This window comes from Streptomyces sp. CRN 30 (genome assembly GCF_034105845.1).
In genome coordinates, this window is record NZ_JAVRHI010000515.1 from 12,377 (window position 1) to 35,893 (window position 23,517).

The 23,517-nt window shown below is 73.0% G+C and carries 23 protein-coding genes, 1 tRNA gene and 1 pseudogene; 13 read left to right on the forward strand and 12 right to left on the reverse strand.

The window, feature by feature from the left end; all coding sequences use genetic code 11:
• Positions 1–5 precede the first annotated feature (5 nt).
• Positions 6–1,694, reverse strand: a complete 1,689-nt coding sequence (locus UW392_RS60115; RefSeq protein WP_320783968.1) for a thiamine pyrophosphate-binding protein — start codon at positions 1,692–1,694, stop codon at positions 6–8.
• Between the two features lie 206 nt (positions 1,695–1,900).
• Between UW392_RS60115 and sucC the strand changes: the two genes are divergently transcribed.
• The 9 genes from sucC to UW392_RS60160 all read left to right on the forward strand — a co-directional run bounded on the left by sucC (position 1,901) and on the right by UW392_RS60160 (position 10,853).
• Positions 1,901–3,031 carry an ADP-forming succinate--CoA ligase subunit beta gene (gene sucC, locus UW392_RS60120; RefSeq protein WP_320783969.1) on the forward strand — a complete coding sequence of 377 codons (1,131 nt, stop codon included), beginning with the start codon at positions 1,901–1,903 and terminating at the stop codon, positions 3,029–3,031.
• A gap of 14 nt (positions 3,032–3,045) precedes the next feature.
• Positions 3,046–3,930 carry a succinate--CoA ligase subunit alpha gene (sucD, locus tag UW392_RS60125; RefSeq protein WP_320783970.1) on the forward strand — a complete coding sequence of 295 codons (885 nt, stop codon included), beginning with the start codon at positions 3,046–3,048 and terminating at the stop codon, positions 3,928–3,930.
• Positions 3,931–3,954: 24 nt separating this feature from the next.
• The gene (locus tag UW392_RS60130) at positions 3,955–5,562 is read left to right on the forward strand and encodes an aldehyde dehydrogenase family protein (RefSeq protein ID WP_320783971.1); all 1,608 of its coding nucleotides are present in this window, start codon (positions 3,955–3,957) and stop codon (positions 5,560–5,562) included.
• Between the two features lie 101 nt (positions 5,563–5,663).
• Positions 5,664–5,748, forward strand: a tRNA-Leu gene (locus UW392_RS60135).
• Between the two features lie 324 nt (positions 5,749–6,072).
• Positions 6,073–6,804 carry a methyltransferase domain-containing protein gene (locus UW392_RS60140; RefSeq protein WP_320783972.1) on the forward strand — a complete coding sequence of 244 codons (732 nt, stop codon included), beginning with the start codon at positions 6,073–6,075 and terminating at the stop codon, positions 6,802–6,804.
• Entirely contained in the window at positions 6,801–7,718 is a 918-nt protein-coding gene (locus UW392_RS60145) for a 1,4-dihydroxy-2-naphthoate polyprenyltransferase (protein ID WP_320783973.1), read from the forward strand. Before UW392_RS60140 ends, UW392_RS60145 begins: the two co-directional genes overlap by 4 nt.
• On the forward strand, positions 7,715–9,220 hold the full coding sequence (locus UW392_RS60150; RefSeq protein WP_320783974.1) for an NAD(P)/FAD-dependent oxidoreductase: 1,506 nt from the start codon (positions 7,715–7,717) through the stop codon (positions 9,218–9,220). Before UW392_RS60145 ends, UW392_RS60150 begins: the two co-directional genes overlap by 4 nt.
• A gap of 47 nt (positions 9,221–9,267) precedes the next feature.
• The gene (locus UW392_RS60155) at positions 9,268–9,678 is read left to right on the forward strand and encodes a DUF2834 domain-containing protein (protein ID WP_320783975.1); all 411 of its coding nucleotides are present in this window, start codon (positions 9,268–9,270) and stop codon (positions 9,676–9,678) included.
• Complete coding sequence (locus tag UW392_RS60160; protein WP_320783976.1) at positions 9,663–10,853, forward strand: 3-hydroxybenzoate 6-monooxygenase; 1,191 nt, start codon at positions 9,663–9,665, stop codon at positions 10,851–10,853. Before UW392_RS60155 ends, UW392_RS60160 begins: the two co-directional genes overlap by 16 nt.
• A 64-nt stretch (positions 10,854–10,917) precedes the next feature.
• Here UW392_RS60160 and UW392_RS60165 read toward each other — a convergent pair.
• The 3 genes and pseudogenes from UW392_RS60165 to UW392_RS60175 form a co-directional block, all read right to left on the reverse strand.
• Positions 10,918–12,862 (reverse strand): annotated as a pseudogene (locus UW392_RS60165) (anthranilate synthase family protein).
• 13 nt (positions 12,863–12,875) lie between these two features.
• Positions 12,876–13,544, reverse strand: coding sequence for an isochorismatase family protein (locus tag UW392_RS60170; protein WP_320783977.1), 669 nt, complete (start codon positions 13,542–13,544; stop codon positions 12,876–12,878).
• A 20-nt stretch (positions 13,545–13,564) separates the two neighbouring features.
• A complete protein-coding gene (locus UW392_RS60175; RefSeq protein ID WP_320783978.1) occupies positions 13,565–14,335 on the reverse strand; it encodes a 2,3-dihydro-2,3-dihydroxybenzoate dehydrogenase in 771 nt (256 codons plus the stop codon).
• Between the two features lie 229 nt (positions 14,336–14,564).
• On the opposite strand from UW392_RS60175, the gene UW392_RS60180 reads away from it, so the two are divergent.
• The 4 genes from UW392_RS60180 (at position 14,565) to UW392_RS60195 (ending at position 17,971) form a co-directional block, all read left to right on the forward strand.
• Positions 14,565–15,566, forward strand: a complete 1,002-nt coding sequence (locus tag UW392_RS60180; protein WP_320783979.1) for a carbohydrate kinase family protein — start codon at positions 14,565–14,567, stop codon at positions 15,564–15,566.
• A complete protein-coding gene (gene metF / locus UW392_RS60185; protein ID WP_320783980.1) occupies positions 15,563–16,444 on the forward strand; it encodes a methylenetetrahydrofolate reductase [NAD(P)H] in 882 nt (293 codons plus the stop codon). The genes UW392_RS60180 and metF overlap by 4 nt, the downstream gene beginning before the upstream one ends.
• Before the next feature lie 416 nt (positions 16,445–16,860).
• Positions 16,861–17,481 (forward strand): response regulator transcription factor, encoded by a 621-nt coding sequence (locus tag UW392_RS60190; RefSeq protein WP_320783981.1) that lies wholly within the window; start codon positions 16,861–16,863, stop codon positions 17,479–17,481.
• Positions 17,482–17,521: 40 nt separating this feature from the next.
• Positions 17,522–17,971: a nitroreductase/quinone reductase family protein gene (locus tag UW392_RS60195; protein ID WP_320783982.1), complete on the forward strand. Its 450-nt coding sequence runs from the start codon at positions 17,522–17,524 to the stop codon at positions 17,969–17,971.
• 61 nt (positions 17,972–18,032) lie between these two features.
• Here UW392_RS60195 and UW392_RS60200 read toward each other — a convergent pair whose 3' ends face one another.
• The 8 genes from UW392_RS60200 to UW392_RS60235 form a co-directional block, all read right to left on the reverse strand.
• Positions 18,033–19,811 carry an acetyl/propionyl/methylcrotonyl-CoA carboxylase subunit alpha gene (locus UW392_RS60200; RefSeq protein ID WP_320783983.1) on the reverse strand — a complete coding sequence of 593 codons (1,779 nt, stop codon included), beginning with the start codon at positions 19,809–19,811 and terminating at the stop codon, positions 18,033–18,035.
• Between the two features lie 78 nt (positions 19,812–19,889).
• Positions 19,890–20,345, reverse strand: coding sequence for a hypothetical protein (locus UW392_RS60205; RefSeq protein ID WP_320783984.1), 456 nt, complete (start codon positions 20,343–20,345; stop codon positions 19,890–19,892).
• 21 nt (positions 20,346–20,366) lie between these two features.
• Complete coding sequence (locus UW392_RS60210; RefSeq protein ID WP_320783985.1) at positions 20,367–21,548, reverse strand: FAD-dependent monooxygenase; 1,182 nt, start codon at positions 21,546–21,548, stop codon at positions 20,367–20,369.
• Positions 21,549–21,558: 10 nt separating this feature from the next.
• Positions 21,559–21,894: an antibiotic biosynthesis monooxygenase family protein gene (locus tag UW392_RS60215; RefSeq protein ID WP_320783986.1), complete on the reverse strand. Its 336-nt coding sequence runs from the start codon at positions 21,892–21,894 to the stop codon at positions 21,559–21,561.
• Complete coding sequence (locus UW392_RS60220; RefSeq protein WP_320783987.1) at positions 21,891–22,232, reverse strand: antibiotic biosynthesis monooxygenase family protein; 342 nt, start codon at positions 22,230–22,232, stop codon at positions 21,891–21,893. Before UW392_RS60220 ends, UW392_RS60215 begins: the two co-directional genes overlap by 4 nt.
• The gene (locus UW392_RS60225; RefSeq protein WP_320783988.1) at positions 22,229–22,453 is read right to left on the reverse strand and encodes an acyl-CoA carboxylase epsilon subunit; all 225 of its coding nucleotides are present in this window, start codon (positions 22,451–22,453) and stop codon (positions 22,229–22,231) included. Before UW392_RS60225 ends, UW392_RS60220 begins: the two co-directional genes overlap by 4 nt.
• Complete coding sequence (locus UW392_RS60230) at positions 22,441–22,761, reverse strand: TcmI family type II polyketide cyclase (RefSeq protein ID WP_320783989.1); 321 nt, start codon at positions 22,759–22,761, stop codon at positions 22,441–22,443. The genes UW392_RS60225 and UW392_RS60230 overlap by 13 nt, the downstream gene beginning before the upstream one ends.
• A 145-nt stretch (positions 22,762–22,906) precedes the next feature.
• Complete coding sequence (locus UW392_RS60235; RefSeq protein WP_320784027.1) at positions 22,907–23,371, reverse strand: SRPBCC family protein; 465 nt, start codon at positions 23,369–23,371, stop codon at positions 22,907–22,909.
• Positions 23,372–23,517 lie beyond the last annotated feature (146 nt).

Consider the following 23,517-nt stretch of genomic DNA (forward strand, 5'->3'; position numbering starts at 1 on the left):
TCACCTCACTTGTACATGGTCTGGTTCATGGTTCCGGGGGCGTACGCGTCCGGGTCGACCCATACGTTGATCAGCGACGGCTTGCCGGACTCGCGGGCCCGCAGCAGCGCGGGGCCGATGTCGGCGGGGTCGCGGACCTCCTCGCCGTGTCCGCCGAGCATCCGGGCGAACTCGTCGTAGGGGACGTCGCCGAGGGTGTTGCCGACCCGCTCGCGCGCCTTGCCGTACTTGGCGGCCTGGCCGTAGCGGATCTGGTTCATGGAGGAGTTGTTGCCGACGACGCCGACGAAGGGGAGGTCGTAGCGGACGAGGGTCTCGAAGTCCCAGCCGGTGAGGGAGAAGGCGCCGTCCCCGAAGAGGGCGACCACCTCCTTGTCCGGACGTGCCTGCTTGGCGGCGAGCACGAAGGGGACACCGACGCCGAGGGTGCCGAGCGGTCCCGGGTCCATCCAGTGCCCGGGTGACTTGGGCTGCACGACCTGCCCGGAGAAGGTGACGATGTCACCGCCGTCGCCGATGTAGACCGAGTCCTCGGTGAGGAAGTCGTTGATCTCGCTGACCAGCCGGTAGGGGTGGATGGGGCAGGCGTCCGACCGGAGCTGCGGCAGCCGCTTGTCCAGCGCGGCGCGCTCGGCGGCGCGCAGCTCGTCCAGCCACTCCTTGCGCTTCGCCGCGCCCCCGTTGAGCCGCCCCGAGGCCGCCTCGGTCACCGCCCGCAGCACCAGTCCGGCGTCGCCGACGATCCCGAGGTCGATGTCGCGGTTCTTGCCGACGGTGCGGTAGTCGAGGTCGATCTGGACGACGGTGGCGTCGGGGGAGAGGCGTTTGCCGTACCCCATGCGGAAGTCGAAGGGCGTGCCGACGATCACGATGACGTCCGCGCCGGAGAACGCGTACCGGCGGGAGAGCTGGAAGTGGTGCGGGTCGCCGGGCGGGAGGGTGCCGCGGCCGGCGCCGTTCATGTACGCCGGGATGTTCAGGGTGCGGACCAGTTCGACGGCCGCCTCGGTGGAGCGGGTCGTCCACACCTGGCTGCCGAGCAGGATCGCCGGTTTCTCGGCGTGCACCAGGAGGTCGGCGAGCCGCTCGACGGCCTCCGGGTCGCCGGCGGTCCGGGTCGAGGCGCGGTAGGCGCCCGCCTCGGGCACCCGGGCCTTACCGACCGGCACCTTGGCGTCCAGCACGTCGCGCGGGATCTCCAGGAAGGAGGGGCCGGGTGCGCCGTGGTAGCACTCGCGGAACGCCATCGACACCATGTCCGCCGCCCGCGCGGTGTCCGTCACGGTCGCCGCGAACTTGGTGATCGGCGCCATCATGTCGACGTGCGGCAGGTCCTGGAGCGACCCCATCCTGTGCTGTGTCAGGGCGCCCTGGCCGCCGATGAGCACCATCGGTGACTCCGCGCGGAAGGCGTTGGCGACCCCGGTGACGGCGTCGGTGGTGCCGGGACCGGCGGTGACGACCGCGCAGCCGGGTTTGCCGGTGACGCGGGCGTAGCCGTCGGCGGCGTGCGCGGCGACCTGTTCGTGGCGGACGTCGACGACCTCGATGCCCTCGTCCACGCAGCCGTCGTAGATGTCGATGATGTGGCCGCCGCAGAGGGTGTAGATGCGGTCGACCCCCTCGGCCTTGAGTGCCTTGGCCACGAGGTGGCCGCCGGATATGACGTCCTCGGACTGGGTGCCGTCGGGCATGGCGAAGTCTGTCCCTTCCAGGAGGGGTTGGGGCGTTCTCGCGGTAGATTGCATACAGTCGACGAATACTGTATGAAGCTTGTTATCCCGCATCCGGTGAGTGGTGTCCAGGGGGCGTGCGGCACTTTCGACCGCGGCGGACGCACCGCGGCGGACACGCAGCAGCGGACACACCGCGGCGGGCGCCATCGCAGACAGGAGCCGAGATGGACCTGTACGAGCACCAGGCAAGGGAACTCTTCGCGGCCCACGGCATCGTGGTGCCGCGCGCCGAGATCACCGACTCTCCCGAACGAGCCCGCGTCATCGCGCGCCGCCTCGGTGGCCGTGCCGTCGTCAAGGCCCAGGTCAAGACCGGCGGCCGCGGCAAGGCGGGCGGAGTGGCGCTCGCCGCCGACCCCGCCGGGGCCGAGGCCGAGGCCCGCCGCATCCTCGGCATGGACATCAAGGGCCACACCGTCGGCACGGTCATGCTCGCCCAACCCGTCGACATCGAGAGCGAGTTCTACGTCTCCTACGTACTCGACCGCGCCACGGGAGGTTTCCTCGCGGTCGCCTCCGCCGAGGGCGGCACGGAGATCGAGGAGGTCGCGGCCCTGCGCCCCGACGCCGTCGCCCGCGTCCCCGTCGACCCGGCCGAGGGCATGACCACCGCGAGCGCGGCCCGTCTCGCCCAGGCCGCCGGACTCCCCCCGACCACCGTCGACGTCCTCGTACGCCTCTGGGAGGTCCTGGTCCGCGAGGACGCCCTGCTCGTCGAGGTCAACCCGCTGGTGCGCACCGCGCGGGGAGACATCGTCGCGCTCGACGGCAAGGTCACCCTCGACGACAACGCCCTGTTCCGGCAGACCCGCTGGGGAGGCGAACGGCCCGCGCCGGAGGACCCGCTGGAGGCCGCCGCCGCCCGCAAGGGCCTGCACTACGTGAAGCTGGACGGCGAGGTCGGTGTCATCGGCAACGGTGCCGGACTGGTCATGTCCACCCTCGACGTGGTCGCCGGCCGCGGCGCCCGCCCCGCCGACTTCCTCGACATCGGCGGCGGCGCCTCCGCACAGGTCATGGCCGACGGCCTGGCCGTCGTCCTCGCCGACCCGGCCGTCACGTGCGTCCTCGTCAACGTCTTCGGCGGCATCACCGCCTGCGACGCGGTCGCCGACGGCATCGTGCGCGCCCTCGACGCGGTCCGCCCGACCAAACCGCTGGTCGTCCGGCTGGACGGCAACAACGCCGCGCGGGGCCGCGCCGTCCTCGACGCGCGCGCCCACCCGCTCGTCCACCAAGCCACCACGATGGACGGCGCCGCGGCCCAGGCCGCCCGCCTCGCCACCGCAGCCTGAGGGGACCGCACACCATGGCCATCTTCCTCACCGACACCAGCAAGGTCCTCGTCCAGGGCATGACCGGCGCCGAGGGCATGAGGCACACCCGGCGCATGCTCGCCGCCGGCACCGACGTCGTCGGCGGCGTCAACCCGCGCAAGGCCGGCCGCACCGTCGGCTTCGACACCCGCTCCGTCCCCGTCTTCGGCTCGGTGCGCGAGGGTGTCGAGGCCACCGGCGCGGACGTCACCGTCGTCTTCGTACCGCCCGCCTTCGCCCGCGCCGCCGTCACCGAGGCCGTCGACGCGGGCGTCGGCCTCGTTGTCGTCATCACCGAGGGCATCCCCGTCCACGACTCCGTCGCCTTCACCGCGCACGCCCGGCGCGCGGGCACCCGCGTCGTCGGCCCCAACTGCCCCGGCATCGTCAGCCCCGGACGCTCCAACGCCGGCATCATCCCCGCCGACATCACCGCACCCGGCCGCATCGGCCTGGTCTCCAAGTCCGGCACCCTCACCTACCAACTCATGTACGAGCTGCGCGCCACCGGCTTCTCCACCTGCGTCGGCATCGGCGGCGACCCGGTCGTCGGCACCAGCCACATCGACTGCCTCGCCGCGTTCCAGGACGACCCCGACACCGACCTCGTCGTCCTGATCGGCGAGATCGGCGGCGACGCGGAGGAGTGCGCGGCGGCCTACGTCCGCGACCACGTCACCAAGCCCGTCGTCGGCTACATCGCCGGTTTCACCGCACCCGAGGGCCGCACCATGGGCCACGCGGGCGCGATCGTCTCCGGCTCGTCCGGTACGGCGCGGGCGAAGCGGGCTGCGCTGGAGGCGGCCGGCGTCCGGGTCGGCGCGACCCCCACCGAAACGGCCCGCCAGGTACTGGACGCCCTCGGCAGCCTCGTCTGAAGCCTCGTCCGAAGCGGAGCACCCATGACCAGCACCCCTGCGACCACCCCAGCGACCACCTCTGTGACCACCCCCGCGACCACCCCCGGCCCCGCCCCGGTCCTCACCCTCAAATCCGGCACCGCCTGGAGCGACGCCTGGCGGCGCTGTCTCGCCGCCGCGCCCGAGGCGTTCCGGGACGACCGCGTCCTCAACCTCTGGGACGCCCGCTGGCAGGCCGACGGCCGCGCGCTGCCCGCCGTCAGCCCCGTCGACGGCGGCCCCGTCGCCGGTCCGCCACGGCTCGACGGCGACACCGCCCACCGGGCCGTACGCGCCGCCCTCGACCAGCACCGCGCCTGGCGGCACGTCCCCCTGCCCGAACGCCGGGCCCGCGTCGCCGCCACCCTCGACGCCCTCGCCGCCCACCGCGAACTGCTCGCCCTGCTCCTGGTCTGGGAGATCGGCAAGCCCTGGCGGCTCGCGAGGGCGGACGTCGACCGGGCGATCGACGGCGTGCGCTGGTACGTCGACGGCATCGACACGATGCTCACCGGCCGCACCCCGCTGGACGGCCCCGTCTCCAACATCGCCAGCTGGAACTACCCGATGAGCGTGCTCGTCCACGCGGTACTGGTCCAGGCCCTCGCGGGCAACGCGGTCGTCGCCAAGACCCCGACCGACGGCGGTGTCGCCTGCCTCACCCTCGCCTGCGCGCTCGCCGCCCGCGAAGGCGTCCCCGTCACTCTGGTCAGCGGTAGCGGCGGCGAGCTGTCCCCGGCGCTGGTGCGGGCGCCGGAGATCGGCTGCGTCTCCTTCGTCGGCGGCCGCGACACCGGCGCCGCCGTCGCCACGGCCGTCGCCGACCTCGGCAAACGGCACATCCTCGAACAGGAGGGACTCAACACCTGGGGCATCTGGCACCACTCCGACTGGGCGGCGCTCACGGCCGTCGTTCCCAAGCTGTTCGACTACGGCAAGCAGCGCTGCACGGCGTACCCGCGCTTCGTCGTCCAGCGTGAGCTGTTCGACGACTTCCTCGCCGCCTACCTCCCGGCCGTGCGCACCCTGCGCGTCGGCCACCCGCTCGCTGTCGAGAACCCGGCCGACCCCGCGCCGCGCCTGGACCTCGGCCCGGTGATCAGCGCAGCCAAGGCCAAGGAGCTGCACGACCAGGTCACCGAGGCCGTCGACCGAGGCGCCGTCCCGCTGCACCGCGGCCGGCCCTCCGACGCCCGCTTCCTGCCCGGCCAGGACAGCTCGGCCTACGTCCACCCCGTCACGCTGCTGAACCCGCCGCCGTCCTCCCCGCTGCACCACGCGGAACCCTTCGGCCCCGTCGACACCATCGTCCTGGTCGACACCGAGGCGGAGCTGCTGGCCGCGATGAACGCCTCCAACGGTGCCCTGGTCGCCACGGTCTCCACCGACGACCGGGCGACGTTCGACCGGCTGGCGCCGCAGATCCGCGCCTTCAAGGTCGGCCACGGCGTGCCCCGCTCCCGGGGCGACCGCGACGAGCTCTTCGGCGGCCTCGGCGGCTCCTGGAGCGGCGCCTTCGTCGGCGGCGAGCTGCTGGTGCGGGCCGTGACCCAGGGTCCGGCGGGGGAGCGGCCACCGGGGAACTTCCCCGCCTACCGCCTCCTGCCGTAGCCGCCAGGGGGGACGTAAACCCAGGTGAAGGGCACCGCGAAACCTTGGTATGGTTGTCCATGTCGCCGCGGGGAACACCCCCGACGGACGGCAGACACCTAGTCCGGGTGGCGGAATGGCAGACGCGCTAGCTTGAGGTGCTAGTGCCCTTTATCGGGCGTGGGGGTTCAAGTCCCCCCTCGGACACATCATGAAGGCCCCGACCGCAAGGTCGGGGCCTTCTTCGTGTTCCGGTATCCCGCGGGCGTCGATGAATGCCGGAGAATTCGACCGGATGTTCCGGTCGCCGTCGGCTGTTTATCTGGCTCGGTTACGTGCGCCGGTCCCCCTCCCCCGTCGAACCACTTTAGGGAAGTCACCCCCCGCCGCACAACACAGGTCATCCGTGCTGTGGGCGCATGAACATCTCACCTTTCTCTCTTTTCGTGAAGCTGCGATCAAGCCGCGATCAAGCCGGGATCAAGTCGCGATAAATCCGCGACAGGAAACGCGTTAAAGGGGAATCAAATAGTGCCTGCGCGCGACCGGAAGACTTCGGAAATCCGCAAGGACTTCATCTCCGACTACGACGGGCTCGCCGACCAGTGGTGGGACCCCCGCGGGGCGCTCGCCCCGCTCGGCTGGATCGCCCGCGCCCGCGCCGACTTCGTGCCGGCCGCCCGGCGGGACGGCGCCGTCCTCCTCGACATCGCCTGCGGCGGCGGCCTCTTCGGCCCGCACGCGGTGGCCAAGGGCTACCGCGCGGTCGGCGTCGACCTCTCCGAGCTGTCGCTCCGCGAGGCGCTGAGACACGGCTTCGACGAGGTGGTCCGGGCGGACGTCACCGAGCTGCCGTTCGACGACGCGTCCTTCGACGTCGTCACCGCCGGACAGTGCCTGGAACACGTACCCGACCCCTACGCGGTGGTGGCGGAGGCGTGCCGGGTCCTGCGCCCCGGCGGCACACTCGTCGTCGACACCATCGCCGACACCAGGGTGGCCCGGTTCGCCTCCATCACCCTCGCCGAGAACGTCCCGGTGCCCGGCCACCCGCCCCGGGGCACCCACGACCACCGGCTCTTCGTCAACCGCGAACGGCTCACCCGTACCGCCCGGACCCACGGGGTGGAACTGCGGCTGCTCGGCCTGCGCCCCCGGATGCGGGAGATGGCCCGCTACGCGCTCGGGCGCCTGGACGAGGTCCGCATGGTGCGCACCGGCTCCACCGCCGTCCTCTTCCTCGGGACGGGGACGAAGAAGTGAGCCTCCAGCGACCCCAGCGACCCCAGCGACCCCAGCGGTCCCGGCGACGCGGCGCCCTGCACGACTGGGTGATCGGCGCCCGGCTCAAGACCCTCCCCGTCAGCTACGCACCGCTGGCCGTGGCCCTCGCCGTCGCCCACGCCGACGGCCCCCTCGACCCGGCGCGGGCCGTACTGTCCGTGGTGCTCGTCCTCGGCTTCGTCCTCGGCACCAACTTCTTCAACGACTACAGCGACGGCATCCGCGGCACCGACGACCACCGCGAGGGACCCACCCGGGTCGTCGCCTCCGGCCGGGCCACGCCCCGGCAGGTCTTCCGCCACGGCGCGGTCCTCTACGGCATCGGCGCCCTCGCCGGGATCGCGCTGGCCGTCCTGGTCTCCTGGTGGATGCTGGCGGTGACCGTGCTCATCGCGCTCGGCGGCTGGTTCTACACCGGCGGCTCCCGCCCGTACGGCTACCGCGGCCTCGGCGAGATCAGCATCTTCCTCTACCACGGCGTGGTCTTCGTCTGCGCCCCCGTCTACGTACAGACCGGCCACGTCTCCGCGACGGCGCTGCTCGCCTCCGTGCCCGTGGGACTGCTCGCCTGCGCGCTGCTCACCACCAACAACCTGCGCGACATCCCCACCGACGCCGCCGCCGGGAAGATCACCCTGGCGGTCCGGATGGGCGCGCCCCGCACCCGCCTGTTCTACCTGGGCTGCGTCGCCGGGGCGTTCGTGACCGCGCTGCTCCCGGCCGGCAGCCACCCCTGGACGCTCCTCGTTCTCGGCGCCCTGCCGTTCGCGGTCCCCCCGGCGCGCCGGGTGCTGGGCGGAGCCGCCGGGCGCGCGCTGATCCCGGCGCTGGAACAGACGTGTCTGCTGCTGCTCGTCTTCGGCACCCTCCAGGCGATCGGAGTGGCCCTGTGACCCCCGGGACCGGGCGGCCGGCCCCCGACCACGAGGTACTGGTGATCGGCGCGGGGTTCTCCGGCATCGGCACCGCCATCGGCCTCCGCCGCGCCGGCATCGACGACTTCGCCGTCCTGGAACAGCGGGACGACCTCGGCGGCAGCTGGCACGCCAACAGGTACCCCGGCATAGCCGTGGACATCTCGGCGTTCTCCTACTCCTTCGCCTCCGACCCCTTCCCGTCCTGGTCACGGCTGTTCCCGCCGGGGCAGGAGCTGAAGGCGTACGCCGACCACTGCGTCGACAAGTACGGCCTGCGCCCCCACCTCCGCTTCGACGCCGAGGTCGTCCGGGCCGCGTACGACGAAGAGGACCACCTGTGGCGGGTGTCGCTGCGCGACGGCACCTCCCTGTCGGCGCGCTTCGTGATCTGCGCCAGCGGCTGGCTCACCCGGCCGAAGAGACCCGCCATCCCCGGCCTCGACCGCTTCCGCGGCGAGGTCGTGCACACCGCCGAGTGGGACCCGGAGCTGAAACTGGACGGGCGGCGCGTCGCGGTGATCGGCACCGGCGCCTCCGGCGTGCAGGTGGTGCCGGAGATCGCACCCCGCGTGGAGCGGCTCCACGTCTTCCAGCGCACCCCCATATGGCTCCTGCCGAAGCCCGACGTCGCGGTCCCGGGGGCCGTCCGCCGGCTGTTCGCGGCGGCCCCGTGGACCCAGCGCACGGTCCGGCTGCTCACGGACGCGGTCACGGAGCTGAGCTTCGTCCTCGCCATGGTCCACTACCGCCGCTTCCCGTACCTGGTGAAGGCCGGCGAGGCCGCCTCCCGGTTCTACCTGCGCCGCCAGGTCCGGGGCGACCGCGAGCTGATGCGCAAGCTCACACCCGAGTACCGCGTGGGCTGCAAGCGCCCCTCCCTCGCCAAGGGGTACTGGCGCGCCTTCACCCGGGACAACGTCGACCTCGTCACCGAACCCATCGAGGAGATCACCGAGAAGGGCATCCGCACGGCCGACGGCGAGGAGCACACCTTCGACGTGCTGATCCTGGCCACCGGCTTCCACGTCCTGGACAACCTCCCCCCGTTCCCCACCCACGGCAGAGGCGGCCGGGACCTCAGGGAGTTCTGGGCGACCGAGCGGTTCCAGACGTACGAGGGAACGTCGATCAAGGGCTACCCCAACCTGTGGTTCATCGTCGGGCCGTACTCCTTCACCGGCGGCTCCTGGTTCGGGATGATCGACTACCAGGTCACCCACGCCCTCCGCGTGATCGGGGAGGCCCGCAGACGCCGGGCCACGGAGGCGGCCGTCCGCGCCGAGAAGCACGACGCGTCGTTCCGCAGGACCCTGCGTCGGCAGCGGAACACCGTCTTCCTCGACCCGAGCTGCAGGAACTCCAACACCTACTACCTCGACGAGCACGGGGACGCGCCGGCCGTCCGCCCCGCCTCCACCTACGAGGCGGCCCGCCGCGCCCGCCGCTTCGACCTGGACGACTACCGGTACGAACGATGACCCCGCGGCCCGGCACGGCCGCTCCGCAACCACCACCAGGGGGACCGATGCGACTGCGCGACACCCGCGGAAGAGACCGCTCGTTGTGCGTCCTGTACGGCACGTGCGCCATCATCGGCTTCATCGCCATGGGGGCGATGGCCGTCGCCTTCGTCGTGGGCCACGCCGACGCCGGACCCACCGGCGTCGTCACCGAGTTCATCGACGACGCCACCTCGAACCTGGCATCCCGCTTCGTCTACGCCGACCTGGTCCTGACCTGGGCGGCGCTGGGGGCCTACATGATCGTCGAAGGGCGGCGGTTCGGCATCCGGCACGTCTGGGCGTACATCGTCGGAGCACCCGCCCTCGCGCTGATCGCCAGCTACGGACTGTTCATGGTGGTCCGTCAGCTGAAGATCGCGGACCGGGCCGGGACACCGGCGGACAGCCGGGCGGGGACATGGCCCACGCGCTGATAGCCGGCGGCGGCATCGGCGGCCTCGCCACCGCGCTGTCGCTGGCCCGGCACGGACACCGGGTCACCGTCCTCGAACGCCGGGACACCTTCGCGGAGATCGGCGCCGGGATACAGCTCGGACCCAACGCCTTCCACGCCCTCGACCTCCTCGGCGTCAGCCGGAGCGTGCGCGAGCGCGCGGTGTACATCGACGAACTCCGGCTCATGAACGGCGTGACCGGCGACACGATCGTCACCATGCCGCTCACCGGCCGCTACCGCGAGCGGTTCAAGAACCCCTACGCCGTCGTGCAGCGCGTCGACCTCTACCGGCCGCTGCTCGCGGCGTGCCGGGCGGCCGACGCCGTCGCACTCGTCCCCGGCACCGCCGTCCGCACCTACGCCCAGACCGGCACGGGGGTCACGGTGACGACCGCGGACGGCCGGACGTTCACCGCGGACCTGCTCGTCGGGGCCGACGGAATGCACTCGGCCGTCCGCGCCCGGCTCGTCGGCGACGGCGCCCCCAGGATCTCCGGACACACCATCTACCGGTCGGTCATCCCGATCGAGAAGGTGCCGGACGCGCTGCGGTGGAACGCCGTGACCCTGTGGGCGGGACCGAAGTGGCACTTCGTCCACTACATCATCGGCGACGGCCGGTTCCTCAACCTCGCGGCGACGCTCGACGACGGCGCCCGCGTCCCGGTCGCCGGCCGCCCCGCCCCCCGGGAACTGGTGCTGGACCGCTTCCGCCGGCTCGGGCACACCGCCCGGCACCTCCTCGAACTGGGCGAGGACTGGCACGAGTGGGTGCTGTGCGACCGGGACCCCGTGGACGTCTGGTCCGACGGCCGGGTGACGCTGGTCGGGGACGCCGCGCACGCCATGCTCCAGTACGCCGCCCAGGGGGCGTGCCAGGCGCTGGAGGACGCGGTGGCGCTCGGGGCCGTACTCGCCGGAGCCACCGACGACGTACCGCGGCGCCTGGAGCGGTACAACGCCGAGCGGCGGGGCCGGACCGCGCGGGTCCAGCTCCTCGCGCGGGCGATGGGCGAGCGGCTCTACCACCCCGCCGGCCCGGCGGCGCGGGAGCGCGACGCGATGCTGGGGGCGCTGCGCGAGGACGACCTGCACGACCATGTGGCGTGGCTGCACGGGGCGCGGGACTTCCTCGCGTCCGCGGCGGACTGAGGCCGGTCCGCCGCCGGCCGGGGCGTGCCGTGCGCGGCACGAGCGCCCCGGCCGGCGGCGCCGGTCACGGCCGGGGCAGCAGACTCCCGTACGGCTCGCGCACCGGGACGTGCGCGGCGGGCGGCGGGCCGGACACGTGCCGCAGCAGCGCGCCGAGGATGTCCGGGCCGTCCTCGGTCAGCACGGACTCGGCGTGGAACTGCACCGACGCGAACCGGCCCGCCCGCAGCGCGTGCACCTCGTCCGTCGCCGCGTCCCGGCTCACCTCGACCGGCCCGCACAGCGGGTGGGTGAAGGAGTCCGCGCCCCACCGGGCGGCGTAGGTGTTGTAGAAACCCACCCGCGCCCTGCCGCCGAACAGCCCGAACAGGTCGATGGTGTGCCGGGCCCCCTGGTTGGGGAGCTCGCGGCGCCGCAGGGGCAGGTCAAGGAGGGTGCTGAGCACCTGGTGGCTCAGGCACACGGCGAGGAAGGGCCGCCGCTCGCGCAGCAGCCGGACCAGCCCCGACCGCAGGTGTGCGATCTTCGGGTGCGCCGCCTGCCGCGGGTCGCCCGGCCCCGGGCCCATGACCACCAGGTCGTAGCCGTGGACGTCGTACGGCTCGTCGAAGCGCCGCACCACCGTCTCGCAGCCGAGCGACCTGATCTGGTGGGCGATCATCTCGGTGAAGGTGTCCTCGGCGTCGACCACCAGGACGCTGCGGCCGGCCGGGGGCCCGGTGCGGGGCGCGGCACCGGCCCGGTCCTTCAGCCAGAACCGGGCCATGCCGTCGTTGCGGGCGTCGAGCGCCGCGCGCACCGCCGGGTGCGAGGCGAACCGGGCCGGTCCGCCGCCGAGCGCCGCCAGCAGTCCGGCGGCCTTGGCCCGGGTCTCCCGTGCCTCCCGGACGGGGTCGGGTTGGGCGCACCAGCGTCGCGCCCACCCCGATCCGCAGCGTCCCGGCGGTGTCGATGTCGGCGGTGCGGATCAGGACCGCGGAGTCCAGGGTGCGGCCGCCCGCGGCGTCCCGTCCGACGAGCGCGGCCACCCCGCTGTAGTAGCCGCGCCCCCGCGGCTCGTAGCGGCTGATGACCCGGGCGGCGCTCTCCAGCGGGGACCCGGTCACCGTCGGCGCGAACAGCGTCTCGCGCAGGACGTGACGCACGTCGAGGTCGGTCCGGCCCTCGATGAGGTACTCGGTGTGGGCGAGGTGGGCCATCTCCTTCAGGTACGGGCCCGTCAGACGGCCCCCGCCGGGGCAGATCCGGCCCATCATCTTCAGCTCCTCGTCGACGACCATGTACAGCTCGTCGGCCTCCTTGGGGTCGGCGAGGAAGGCCATCACACCGGCCAGGTCGGGGCCGGAGGCGGGGTAGCGGTAGGTGCCGCTGACCGGGTTCATCACCGCCCGCCCGTCCCGGACGCTGATGTGCCGCTCGGGGGTGGCCCCCACGAACGTCCGCTCACCGGCCCGGATCAGGAAGGTCCAGTACGCGCCCGCCTCCCGTTCGACGAGCCGGCGGAAGAAGGACAGCGCGGCCCGCGGGCCGAAGCCGGGCAGCCGGGCGGTGAAGGACCGCTTCACCACGAAGTTGGCGCCCTCGCCCCGGCCGATCTCGTCGGTGACGATCCTGCGCACCGTCTCGGCGTACTCGTCGTCGTCGATGTCGAACCGGCCCTCGACCGTCCGCACCGGGTCGTCCGGCAGCAGCGGCAGGTGCTCGCGCAGCCCCACCGTGCCCTGGTCGCGGACCCGCATCGCGAGCAGCGGGTGGCCGTCGTCGGGGGCCTCGAAGCCCCGTTCGGCCAGCTGCCGGTACGGGATCAGCACCAGCAGCTCCTGGCCGGCGCCCCCGCCCGGCGCGGTGTCGAGGTCGAGGTCGGCGAGGGCGCCGGCTTCGGTCACCTCACCGGCCAGTACGTCGAGCGTGTCGTCGCCCGACACCTCGGGACGGTGCAGGAGCGCGAACGTCTCCTCCGCGCCGTCGAGAATGCGCGACAGCAGCGCCGCGCCCCCCGTTCGCGTCATGGTCGCCTCCCGCTCAGGTCGCGCTCAGCGCGCTGCCGCGGTGGTCGTCGAGGTCGGCCAGGGCCGCGTCGGCCGTGACGACCCGCGCGGCGCGCTCGGCGGCGTAGGTGAGGGCCATCCGGTGGTAGTGCGCGGAGAAGTCCGCCACCGCGTCGGCCACCACGAACGGCTGGATGTCGTTGGTGTACGCCTCCACCGCCGTCATCAACACGCCCACGTGCGCGTACACCCCGCAGAGCACCAACTGGTCCCGGCCGTGCGCGCGCATCCGGTCCAGCAGGTCCGTCCTGAAGAAGGCGCTGTAGCGCCACTTGGTGAACGTCCAGTCGCCGTCGTCCGGCTCCAGCGGGGGGACCACCGCGCGGTGTTCGGGCGTGGCCCGCATGCCGGGGCCCCAGAAGTCCGCGAGGAGCCCGCGCTGCTCCGGGGTCATGTCGCCGGGCTGCGCGGTGTAGGCGACGGGGACGTCCAGGGCCCTGGCCCGTGCGCGCAGCCGCGCCGTGTTGCGGACCATGGATCGGCCGGGTTCGGCGGTGCGCGGGAAGGGGCGCAGGAAGTACTCCTGCATGTCGTGCAGGAGCAGTACCGCGCGCCCGGGGTCGAGCCGCCAGCCGGCCGTGTTCTCGGGGAGCTGGTCCGCGGTGGGCAGGGGATAGGGGTCGACGGGAGGGATGCCGGTCATGGGGCCGTTGCCTTTCGCTCTCAGACGCCGAGGGTGGCCCCGCCGTCCACGGTCAGTTCGTGCATGGTGATGTGCCCGGCGTCCTCCGACAGCAGGAAGGCGACGGTCCGCGCGATGTCCTCCGGCCGGGCCACCTTGCCCAGCGGGATGCCGACCCGGAACTGCTCCGGGCTGCCCGCGACGGAGGCGGCGACGGCGGCGCCGTCGGTGTGCATGCCGCGCAGCATCGGGGTGTCGGTGGAGCCCGGCGCCACCACGTTGCAGCGGATGCCGGCGTGCGCGACCTCAAGACCCAGGCACTTGGTGTACGCGGTGGCCGCGGCCTTGGACGCAGCATAGGCCGCCATGTCCGCCCGCGCGGTGCCCGCGGCGTTGGACGCCACGGTGACGATCGCGCCCCGCCGACGGGGGACCATGCGGTTCGCCACGGCGCGCGACACGTGGAAGACGCCGGTGGCGTTCACGGCCAGCGTGGCGTTCCAGTCCTCGTCGGACAGGGCGTGCGCCCGGCCCGTACGCAGCACTCCCGCGGCGTTCACCAGATGCAGCACCGGGCCGATCCGGTGCTCCACCTCGTCGACGAGGCGGTCCACGGCCGCACTCGACGTGACATCCGCCGTGAAGGCCGTCACCTTTGCGCCCTCGGCGCGCGACCGCTCCGCCAGCGCGCTCACACGCGCCCCGTCCAGGTCGACGGCGGCCACCTCGGCTCCGCGCCCGGCGAGCAGCCGGACGACGGCCTCTCCGATCCCGCCCGCGGCCCCGGTGACCAGGGCGACTGTTCCTCGCACGGCTTCAACCTCCAGCAGGCAAAGGGGAGTCGAGAGCGGAGGAGATCCGCTCCGCCAGCCCGAGGCTACCCAGACGGCCCGCCGCGGATCCGCCGCTCTGGCACGAAAGAGGCGCGGTGGTGGCCTCGTCTTATCCCGGCTTAAGCGCGGGACCGAATGATGACGGCGGCGGCCCGGTTCGCGCCGGTACGCCACCGCCGACTTCCGAGCCACGAGGCAGGGGCAAGTGATGAAGATCGCCGTGACGGGTTCGATCGCCGAGGACCATCTCATGGTCTATCCGGGCAGGTTCAGCGAACAGTTCCTCGCCGGCAGCCTCGACAAGGTGTCGCTGTCGTTCCTCGTGGACGAGCTGGAGATACGTCCCGGGGGAGTGGCCGCCAACATCGCCCACGGCCTCGGGCTGCTCGGGCTGCGGCCGTACCTCGTCGGCGCGGTCGGCGAGGGGTTCGAGCGGTACCGCGCCCGGCTGGAGCGGCGGGGGGTCGACACCGCCTCGGTCCGGGTGAGCGAGCGGCTGCACACCGCGCGGTTCGTCTGCACCACCGACGCCGACCACAACCAGATCGGCTCCTTCTACGCGGGTGCCATGAGCGAGGCCCGCCACATCGACCTGCGGCCGCTGCGGGCGCGGGCGGGCGGCCTCGACCTCGTCGTGGTCTCCCCCGACGACCCCGAGGCCATGGTCCTCCACACCCGTCAGTGTGTCGAGCTGGGCGTCCCCTTCGTCGCCGACCCCTCGCAGCAGCTGGCGCGGCTCGACCGCGATCAGGCGCGCGCGCTGCTCACGGGTCCCGAGCTGCTGTTCACCAACGAGTACGAGAGCGTGCTCGTCCAGGAGCGCACCGGCTGGACGGAACAGCAGATCCTGGGGCGGGTGGGCAGCTGGGTGGTCACCCGCGGGGCCGAGGGGGCCGTCGTCCAGCGGGCGGGCCGCCGTACGGTCACCGTGAAGTCCGTGCCGCCCGCCGGGCCCGCCGAACCCACCGGCGCGGGCGACGCGTTCCGGGTCGGGTTCCTCGCGGCGACCGCCTGGGGGCTGGGCCACCGCCGCGCCGCGCAGCTGGGCAGCGCGGTGGCCACCACCGTCCTTGAGTCCACCGGCTCCCAGCCGCCGTCGCTGTCGGGCCACTCCCTGCTGGCGCGGGTGCGGGACGCCTACGGTGTGTCGGCGGCGGAGGAGCTGGCCGGACACCTGACGGCCGCGCCCGGGGCGGGCGGCCGCTCATGACCGCGGCACCCGCCCTCTTCGACAGCGGCAGGCCGTCGTTCTCCTTCGAGTTCTTCCCGCCCAGGACCGACCGGGGCGCCGGCCTGCTGTGGGACACCGTCCGCCGGGTGGAGGCCCTCGCGCCGTCCTTCGTGTCCGTCACCTACGGCGCGGGCGGCTCGTCCCGGGAGCGCACCGTCGACGTGACGCGCCGCATCGCCGCGGAGACCACCCTGCGCCCGGTCGCGCACCTCACGGCGGTCGGGCACTCGGTGGCCGAGCTGCGCCACATCGTCGGCCGGTACGCGGACGCGGGCATCCGCGACGTGCTGGCGCTGCGCGGCGACCCGCCGGGCGATCCGAACGGCCCCTGGGTGGAGCACCCGGACGGTCTGCGCCACGCCGCCGAGCTGATCGAACTCGTGCGTGGGCTGGGCGAGTTCACCATCGGTGTGGCCGCCTTCCCCGAGTCGCACCCGCGCTCGCCCGACCTGGAGTCCGACATCCGGCACTTCGTCGCCAAGTGCCGCGCGGGCGCCGACTACGCCATCACCCAGATGTTCTTCCACGTCGAGGACTATCTGCGGCTGCGGGACCGGGTCGCCGCGGCGGGCTGCGACACACCGATCATCCCGGAGATCATGCCGGCCACCGACGTCCGGCAGATCCGCCGCTTCGCCGAACTCTCCCACGCGGCGTTCCCCGAGGACCTCGCCCACCGGCTGGAGGCGGCCCGGGACCGGCCCGCCGACGGCCACCGCATCGGCGTGGAGTACGCCGCCGCCATGGCCGCGCGACTGCTCGCCGAGGGCGCTCCGGGGCTGCACTACATCACCCTCAACCGGTCCACCGCCGCCCTCGACATCCACCGCGAGGTCCTCGCCGGCCTCCGGGTGTGAGGGTGCCGGGGTTCCCGCGCCGGCCGGGCCCTGACCGGCGCGGGGCCTCGGATTCCGGTCAGGACAACCCATGGTTTCCGGCCACGGGCGACGCGGCGCCGAAGGGCGGTGCCACGATGGCGCGGAAGTCACCGAACCGCCCCGGCGGGACGGAGGACGCGGCGGGGGACAGGGGGGACGGACCCGCGTTGACAGGGGAGGACCCCCATGTCACTCTTAAATAGTTCGCTACGTAATGAATCTGCCGGTCTTCGACGCCGGGACATGGCGAACCCGCCGGGCGGCCGAGCGCCGATCACTGGAGGAGAGTCTCAGTGCGCCGAGAATTACCTGACGTGCCGAGTGAGGACGGGTCGCTGACGCGGGTCGTCGTACTGGGCGGCAGTCTCTTCAGTAGGATCGAGACCGTCGCGGTCGTGTCCGGGGAAGAGGGACTGCGCGCGGTGGGGTGCACGGCGGACCCCGCCAACGTGCGGCGCATGGTCGCCGAGCACCGTCCCCATGTCGTGGTCGTCCTCGACGACGGCGACACCCGGTCCGCCGTCCAGGCACTCGCCGGGAGCGTTCCCCGGCCCCGTGTCCTGGCGGTCTCCGCGGGCCGGAGGCGGGCAGCGCAGGAGAACGCCCGGGACGGCGTGGACCTGCCCGTCAACCGCATCGACCGGGCGAGCCTGATCCCGGCGATCCGGCTCGTGCGGTCCGGCTACCAAGTGGCCGCGGGACGGCCGGATGCCGAGGAGAGCGCGCCACCGCAGCGCCGCTCCGACGTGGCCCGCCGCTTCGACCAGCTCACCGCCCGCGAGACGGACGTCGTCCAGCTCATGCTGCGCGGCTGGAGCAACGACGAGATCGCGGCGGCGCTGGAGCTGAGCAGGGCCACGGTCAAGAGCCATGTGCACAGCCTCATGGGCAAGCTGGACCTGAACAGCCGCATCGACGTGATCACCATGGCCTACCGGACCGGCCTGGTGCGCCCCGGCGGCTCCATGGCCTCGGCCCGCCCGTGTTCCGCGCCCACCACCGGCAGCGTCGCCTGACAACCGATACGTGCCCGAAGCAACAGAGATGAGCGAGAGCATGTCCACATCCACTCGTCCGAAGGTGTCCGCGTTCCTGAAGTTCGGGAACAAGATGATGGGGCTGTTCCACGGCATCGGCCTGCCGGTCGGCCCCATGCACCTGCTGCGCGTCAAGGGCCGTGTCTCCGGGCGGGAGTTCACCAACCCCGTCGCCCCGGTGAAGGTCGACGGCAGCATGTACATCCTCCAGGCCTTCCCTCAGTCGGACTGGGTGAAGAACGTGCGCGCCGCCGGCGAGGGCACCCTCGTCCGCGGCCGCAAGGCCACCGCGGTGCGGCTCGTCGAGGTCCCCGCCGCCGAACGGGCGGCGATCGCCCGCCAGTTCCCCACCCAGGTGCCCATGGGTGCCGGGATCTTCGTGAAGAACGGCGTGGTCGCCGACAAGTCCCCCGAGAGCTTCGCGCAGGCGGCACCCGGCATCCCCGTCTTCCGCGTCGTCCCCGTGTGACCACGAGACCCGGGCCCGCCGGTGCGGGCCCGGGTCTCGCCGGTACAGGTGCTCGAAACCCTCACGCCGCCGCGCGGATCTCGCACAGCGCGGCGCCCCGGGACACGCTCGCCCCCACCGAGACACCGACCGCGTGCACCACACCGGCGCGGTGGGCCTTGATCTGCTGCTCCATCTTCATCGCCTCGATGACGAAGAGGACATCGCCCTCGGCGACGTCCGAGCCCTCCACGGCGGCCACCTTCACCACGGTGCCGACCATCGGACTGCTCAGCGCGTTCCCGTCGGGCCGGGCGGCGGACGACGACGCCCGCGGTCTGCGGCGCGGCGCGCTCCCGCCCGGCCCGGCCACCGCGGGCCCCACCGCCGCCAGCGCCTGGGGGAGCGCCACCTCCAGCCGGCGGCCGCCCACCTCGACGGTGTATGACAGCCGGTCAGGGACCGCCGGGCCGTCGCCGGCGTCACCGCCCTCCCACGGCTCGATCCGCACCGGGCAGTCCGTCTCCAGCCACCGCGTGTGCACGGCGAACCCGGTCCCCGGCTCCTCGGCCGTGAACTCCGGGACGTCCAGGAGCGCCCGCGCCAGCGGCAGCGTCGTCGGCACCCCCTCGACCGTGAACTCCTCAAGCGCCCGCCGCGCCCGCGCCAGCGCCTGCCGGCGGTCCGCGCCGGTGACGACCAGCTTGGCGAGCATCGAGTCGAAGGCGCCGTCGACCACGGTGCCCTCCACCATGCCCGTGTCGACCCGGACCCCCGGCCCCGCCGGCGGGCTCCAGCGCGTCACCGTGCCGGGCGTGGGCAGGAAACCCCGCCCGACGTCCTCGCCGTTGACCCGGAACTCGATGGAGTGACCGCGCCGCGGCACCGGGTCCGAGCAGCGGAGCGCCTCCCCGTCGGCGATCCGGAACTGCTCAAGGACCAGGTCGATCCCGGTGATCTCCTCGGTGACCGGATGCTCCACCTGGAGCCGGGTGTTGACCTCCAGGAACGACAGGGTGCCGTCCTCGCCGAGCAGGAACTCGCAGGTGCCCGCGCCCACGTACCCGGCCTCGGCGAGGATCGCCCGGGACGCCGACCGCAGCGTCTCCTCCTGCTCGGGGGTGAGGAAGGGGGCGGGCGCCTCCTCGATCAGCTTCTGGTGGCGGCGCTGCACCGAGCAGTCCCGGGTGGAGACCACCACGACGGTGCCGTGCCGGTCCGCCAGGCACTGCGTCTCGATGTGCCGCGCCCGGTCCAGGTACTTCTCCACGAAGCAGTCGCCCCGCCCGAACGCGGCCGCCGCCTCCCGCGACGCCGACTCCAGCAGCTCGGGGATCTCCTCCAGCGTGCGGGCCACCTTCAGACCGCGTCCGCCGCCGCCGCCCACCGCCTTGACGGCCAGCGGCAGACCGTGGAGCCGGGCGAACTCCAGCACCTCCTCGGGCCCCTCCACGGGCCGGTCGGTGCCGGGCGCCAGCGGCGCGTCCACCCGGCGGGCGATCTCCCGCGCGGCGACCTTGTCACCGAGCCGCTCGATCGCCTCCGGCGGCGGCCCGATCCAGGTGAGTCCCGCCGCCAGCACCGCCCGCGCGAAACCGGCGTCCTCCGAGAGGAAGCCGTACCCGGGGTGGACGGCGTCCGCCCCGGACTCCGCGGCCGTGGCCAGCAGCTTGGCCACGTCGAGGTAGGTCTCCGCCGCCGTGCCGCCGCGCAGCGCGAACGCCTCGTCGGCGAGCCGGGCGTGCGGCGCGTCACGGTCCTGGTCGGCGTAGACCGCGACGGACGCGAGGCCCGCGTCCCGGCAGGCCCGCACGACGCGTACCGCTATCTCGCCGCGATTGGCTATCAGTACTTTCCTCATCCGATCCGTTCCCTGTTCTCGACGAGGGCGTCCGCCGCGGGGCGGCCGGCCCGGGTGTGCGGATGCCGGTCGGCCGCCTCAGACGAGGCAGGTGCCGGCGATCGCCGCGACGAAGCCCGCCAGACCGATCCAGGTGCGGCTGCGGTTGGAGCGGGCCCACCGGGCGCGGGTCTCGGCCCAGCCCTGCGGGAGACGGTCGGTCTCCCAGGTGTCGATGGACCGGTTGATCCGTACGTTGGACAGTTCGGAGACGAGCGCGACACCGATCAGGCCCGCCTCCGCCACGATGAACGCGCCCTTCGCCGCCCACCCGGGCGCCAGCACCACCAGGAGCAGGCCGACCCCCAGCGCCACCTTGTCGACGGTCGGCATGAGCGGGTCGAAACGCGGGTCGAGCAACCGGTGGACCTGCACGTACCGGTGGCCCGGCAGCTCCGCCAGCATCGGCACCACCGCGATCTCGACGGCGACGAGCACACCCGCGAGCGCGCCGGTGAGCAGGACGAGCAGCGCCGCCAGGAGGTCGACGTACACGGCAGCGGCCTCCCTTCGCAGTCAGTGGTCGAAGTTCATCATCAGGCGGTAGGTGCCCTTCTTCGCGAAGGTGCCGAAGAACGCGCGCATGAACAGGTCGCGCGCGCCGCAGGCCACGGAGCTCTTCCACTTGCCGAGTTCACCGATGCGGTACGCGCCGCGCACCATCGACTCCACCCGCTGCCTGCGCAGTTCCTCGTAGCGCCGCAGCGCCGTCGCGAGGTCCGGCTCCCTGCCGAGCAGGCCGGAGAGGACCGCCCCGTCCTCGATGGCCTGTCCGGCGCCCTGGCTGAGGTTGAGCGTCATGGCGTGCGCCGCGTCGCCGACCAGGACGACCCGGCCGTGGCTCCACGCCCGGTCCCGGGCCGGCGGCCGGTCCGCGATGTCGATCGGCAGGATCGCCTCGTCGCGCGTCGCCGCCAGGATGCGGGGGATGGGGTCCTGCCAGGACGCGTACGTCTCGCTCATCACCTCGCGCTTGTCCTTGCGGAACATGTCGAAGGCGGTGCTCGCCTCGTCCGAGGTGATGGCGTCCCAGTAGACCTCGCGGTCGTTGAGCCGGCAGTACAGGAAGCGCAGACCGCCCTTGCCCCACAGGTTGAAGAAGGTTCCGCTCGGCACGATGTCCTCGCCCGGCAGCTCGGCGATGGCCTGCCAGGCGGTGTAGCCGGCGTAGCGGGGCGGCAGGTCGTGCCCGTGCCGCAGCGCGCCGCGGACCGCGGAGCGCATCCCGTCGGCGCCGATCAGCACGTCGGCGCGCTCGACGGAGCCGTCCGCGAAGCGGGCCGTCACCCCGTCGGCGTCCTGCTCGAAACCGACGCACTGCGCGCCCATCACCACCGTGTCACCGGCCTCCTCCAGCAGGAGGGAGTTGAGGTCGGAGCGGCGCAGGGCCACGGCGGGCGCGCCGATGCGGGCGGCCTCGGGACCGATCGCCCAGCGGGCCAGCGTACGGCCGTCCGCGGAGCGGAACTCGTGGAAGAGGATCTCCGAACTGGCCTTGCTCACCCGGTCGTCGAGCCCCAGCTGCCGCAGGGCGACGAAGGCGTTGTGCCACAGCATGAAGCCGCCGCCGGTCAGCAGCCGGCTCGGCTCGGTCCTGCGCTCGAACACCTTGACGTCGACGCCGGCCTGCCGCAGGCCGATCGCCGTGGTGAGGCCGCCGATCCCGGCCCCGATCACCACCGCCTTCTGGACGGGCATGACTCTCCTCTCAACCGGCCGCGGGCGCCGGGCCCGGCGTCTCGTAGGACGTGAGCGTCGCGCGGACCTCGTGGACGGACCGCTGGAAGGTGTCGGCCCAGAACGGGAACATGGCGGCCGACTGCCGCATGTGCTCGGGGTCGTCGGCCCAGGCACGGAACCGCTCCTCGTCCTCCCACTCGGCGAGGAGCGAGTACTTCGTGGGGTCGGAGGTGTCGCGCAGCAGCGCGTCGCGGATGTGCCCGGGGGTGCCGCGGACCTTGCTGGTGACGTCGGTGTACGCCTTCTCGAAGGCGTCGAAGTCCTCGGGCCTGATCGTCGCGGTCATGATGACGCGGATGGTCATGCGATGCCTTTCTCGGGGGCGGAACCGGACGCCGCGGGCGCGGCGGGATCGACGTGGGCGACCACTTCGAGGAGGGCCTTGGCCGCCGACTCGCGCAGCCGGTCCAGCGCGGCCGAGAGCGCCACGCGGTCCGCGCTGAGCTGGTAGCCGGCGAGGTCCCCGCGCGAGGACCAGTCCGCCGTGATGGTGTAGAGCAGCGGGTCGTCGGGGGCGCGCAGCATGGTCTGGCCGAGCGAGCCGGGGTAGCGGGCGGCCACCGCGGCGGACTCGCGCCAGGTGCGCTCGAACTCCTCGGCGCAGCCGGGCCGGACCCGCATGTCGAGGACGGTGCGGATCATGTGTTCCTCCAGCCGCCCGGGGCGTGCTCGGTGAACGGTTCCCAGACGGGCCGGACGGCCGGCCGCGGCTCCTCCTGGCGGGCGGCGCCGCCGAGCCGGGCGAGCAGGACGAGGAGGGCGGCCGTCTCGTGCGCGTCGGGCGTTCCGCGCAGGACGCGCACCGTCCCGGTCTCCGCCGCCCCGGTCTCCTCCGGCCCGGTCTCCCGCGTCACGCGTTCCACGAGTAGAACTCCGTGGCCATGGCGTCGGCGGGGCCGCGCCAGGTGAGCGGGTCGTAGGCGTCGATGTGCGGCTTGAGCTTCTCGTTGACGTCCAGGAAGAGGGGGTGGCCGCGCACCTCCTCGATGCGGTCGCCGACGCCCTCCTCGGAGCCGATGAGCTGGAAGTACAGGCCCTGGAACCGGAAGAGCCGGCGGTGCTTCACCCCGACCATGTGGGGCAGGTCCGTGGCGTCGGACTCCGCCCAGATGCCGGCCACCCGCTCACTGTCCTGCGGGGCCATGCGCGCGACGATCAGCGTGTACTGCATGGAGGCTCCTCTCGCTGTGCGAGTGAGATACGTCGAACTAGATAGGTTGCTGGCTAACGTTTTGCGTTAGAGTGCTCCCAAGGGCTGCCGCCGCACATCCCCCGCCGGCGGCAGCCCTTTCCCGTGGAGCTGCGCGTGCGTGCCGTCAGACGGCGGTCAGGCCGGACCGCTCCTGCACCCGGCCGCGGATCAGCGCCATCTGCAGCGCGGAGTTGGTGGTGATCCGGGCCGTCATCGTGGCGGTGTCCACCGGAGCCGCCGGCTTCATCCGGAACTCCTGCGTCCAGCGCATCTCGACGCCGCCCTCGACCTCGCGGTAGGTCCAGACGATGTCCATGAACTCGAACGGGCCGGTCTCCACCCGGCGGGCCCGCACCGTCCCCGTCGCGCGCTCCGTCGTCCGCTCGGAGACCCAGCTCCACACGGTGCCGTTCTCGTCGGGGTGCATGCTGAGCCGGAAGGTGACCGTGTTCCCGGATGTCTGAAGGATCTCCGCCGCGGCGTACTCGCTGAACAGGTCCGGCCAGGCGGCCACGTCGTTGGTCTGCCGCCACACCTCGTCGAAGGGCGCGTCGATGACGATGCTCTGCTCGGTACGGCCCTCTGCCAGCAGCCCCTCGTCGACCAGCCGCCGGTTGATGCCGAGCAGCAGCTCGAAGGGGGTCCGGGTGCCGTCGGCGCCGCTGTCCGGCTCCAGGCCCAGGCGCAGCTCCAGCTCGGAGACGACGCCGAGACCGCCGAGCGAGTCGACGCCGA

Bases quoted from the DNA above. Each gene is read 5' to 3' on its own strand.
- UW392_RS60170 (WP_320783977.1), bottom strand. From the start codon at position 13,544: ATGACCGGCATCCCTCCCGTCGACCCCTATCCCCTGCCCACCGCGGAC.
- UW392_RS60155 (WP_320783975.1), top strand. From the start codon at position 9,268: ATGCGACTGCGCGACACCCGCGGAAGAGACCGCTCGTTGTGCGTCCTG.
- sucC (WP_320783969.1), top strand. From the start codon at position 1,901: ATGGACCTGTACGAGCACCAGGCAAGGGAACTCTTCGCGGCCCACGGC.
- UW392_RS60230 (WP_320783989.1), bottom strand. From the start codon at position 22,761: ATGCAGTACACGCTGATCGTCGCGCGCATGGCCCCGCAGGACAGTGAG.
- UW392_RS60220 (WP_320783987.1), bottom strand. From the start codon at position 22,232: ATGATCCGCACCGTCCTCGACATGCGGGTCCGGCCCGGCTGCGCCGAG.
- UW392_RS60215 (WP_320783986.1), bottom strand. From the start codon at position 21,894: ATGACCATCCGCGTCATCATGACCGCGACGATCAGGCCCGAGGACTTC.
- sucD (WP_320783970.1), top strand. From the start codon at position 3,046: ATGGCCATCTTCCTCACCGACACCAGCAAGGTCCTCGTCCAGGGCATG.
- UW392_RS60115 (WP_320783968.1), bottom strand. From the start codon at position 1,694: ATGCCCGACGGCACCCAGTCCGAGGACGTCATATCCGGCGGCCACCTC.
- UW392_RS60160 (WP_320783976.1), top strand. From the start codon at position 9,663: ATGGCCCACGCGCTGATAGCCGGCGGCGGCATCGGCGGCCTCGCCACC.
- UW392_RS60210 (WP_320783985.1), bottom strand. From the start codon at position 21,548: ATGCCCGTCCAGAAGGCGGTGGTGATCGGGGCCGGGATCGGCGGCCTC.
- metF (WP_320783980.1), top strand. From the start codon at position 15,563: ATGACCGCGGCACCCGCCCTCTTCGACAGCGGCAGGCCGTCGTTCTCC.
- UW392_RS60130 (WP_320783971.1), top strand. From the start codon at position 3,955: ATGACCAGCACCCCTGCGACCACCCCAGCGACCACCTCTGTGACCACC.
- UW392_RS60200 (WP_320783983.1), bottom strand. From the start codon at position 19,811: ATGAGGAAAGTACTGATAGCCAATCGCGGCGAGATAGCGGTACGCGTC.
- UW392_RS60180 (WP_320783979.1), top strand. From the start codon at position 14,565: ATGAAGATCGCCGTGACGGGTTCGATCGCCGAGGACCATCTCATGGTC.
- UW392_RS60195 (WP_320783982.1), top strand. From the start codon at position 17,522: ATGTCCACATCCACTCGTCCGAAGGTGTCCGCGTTCCTGAAGTTCGGG.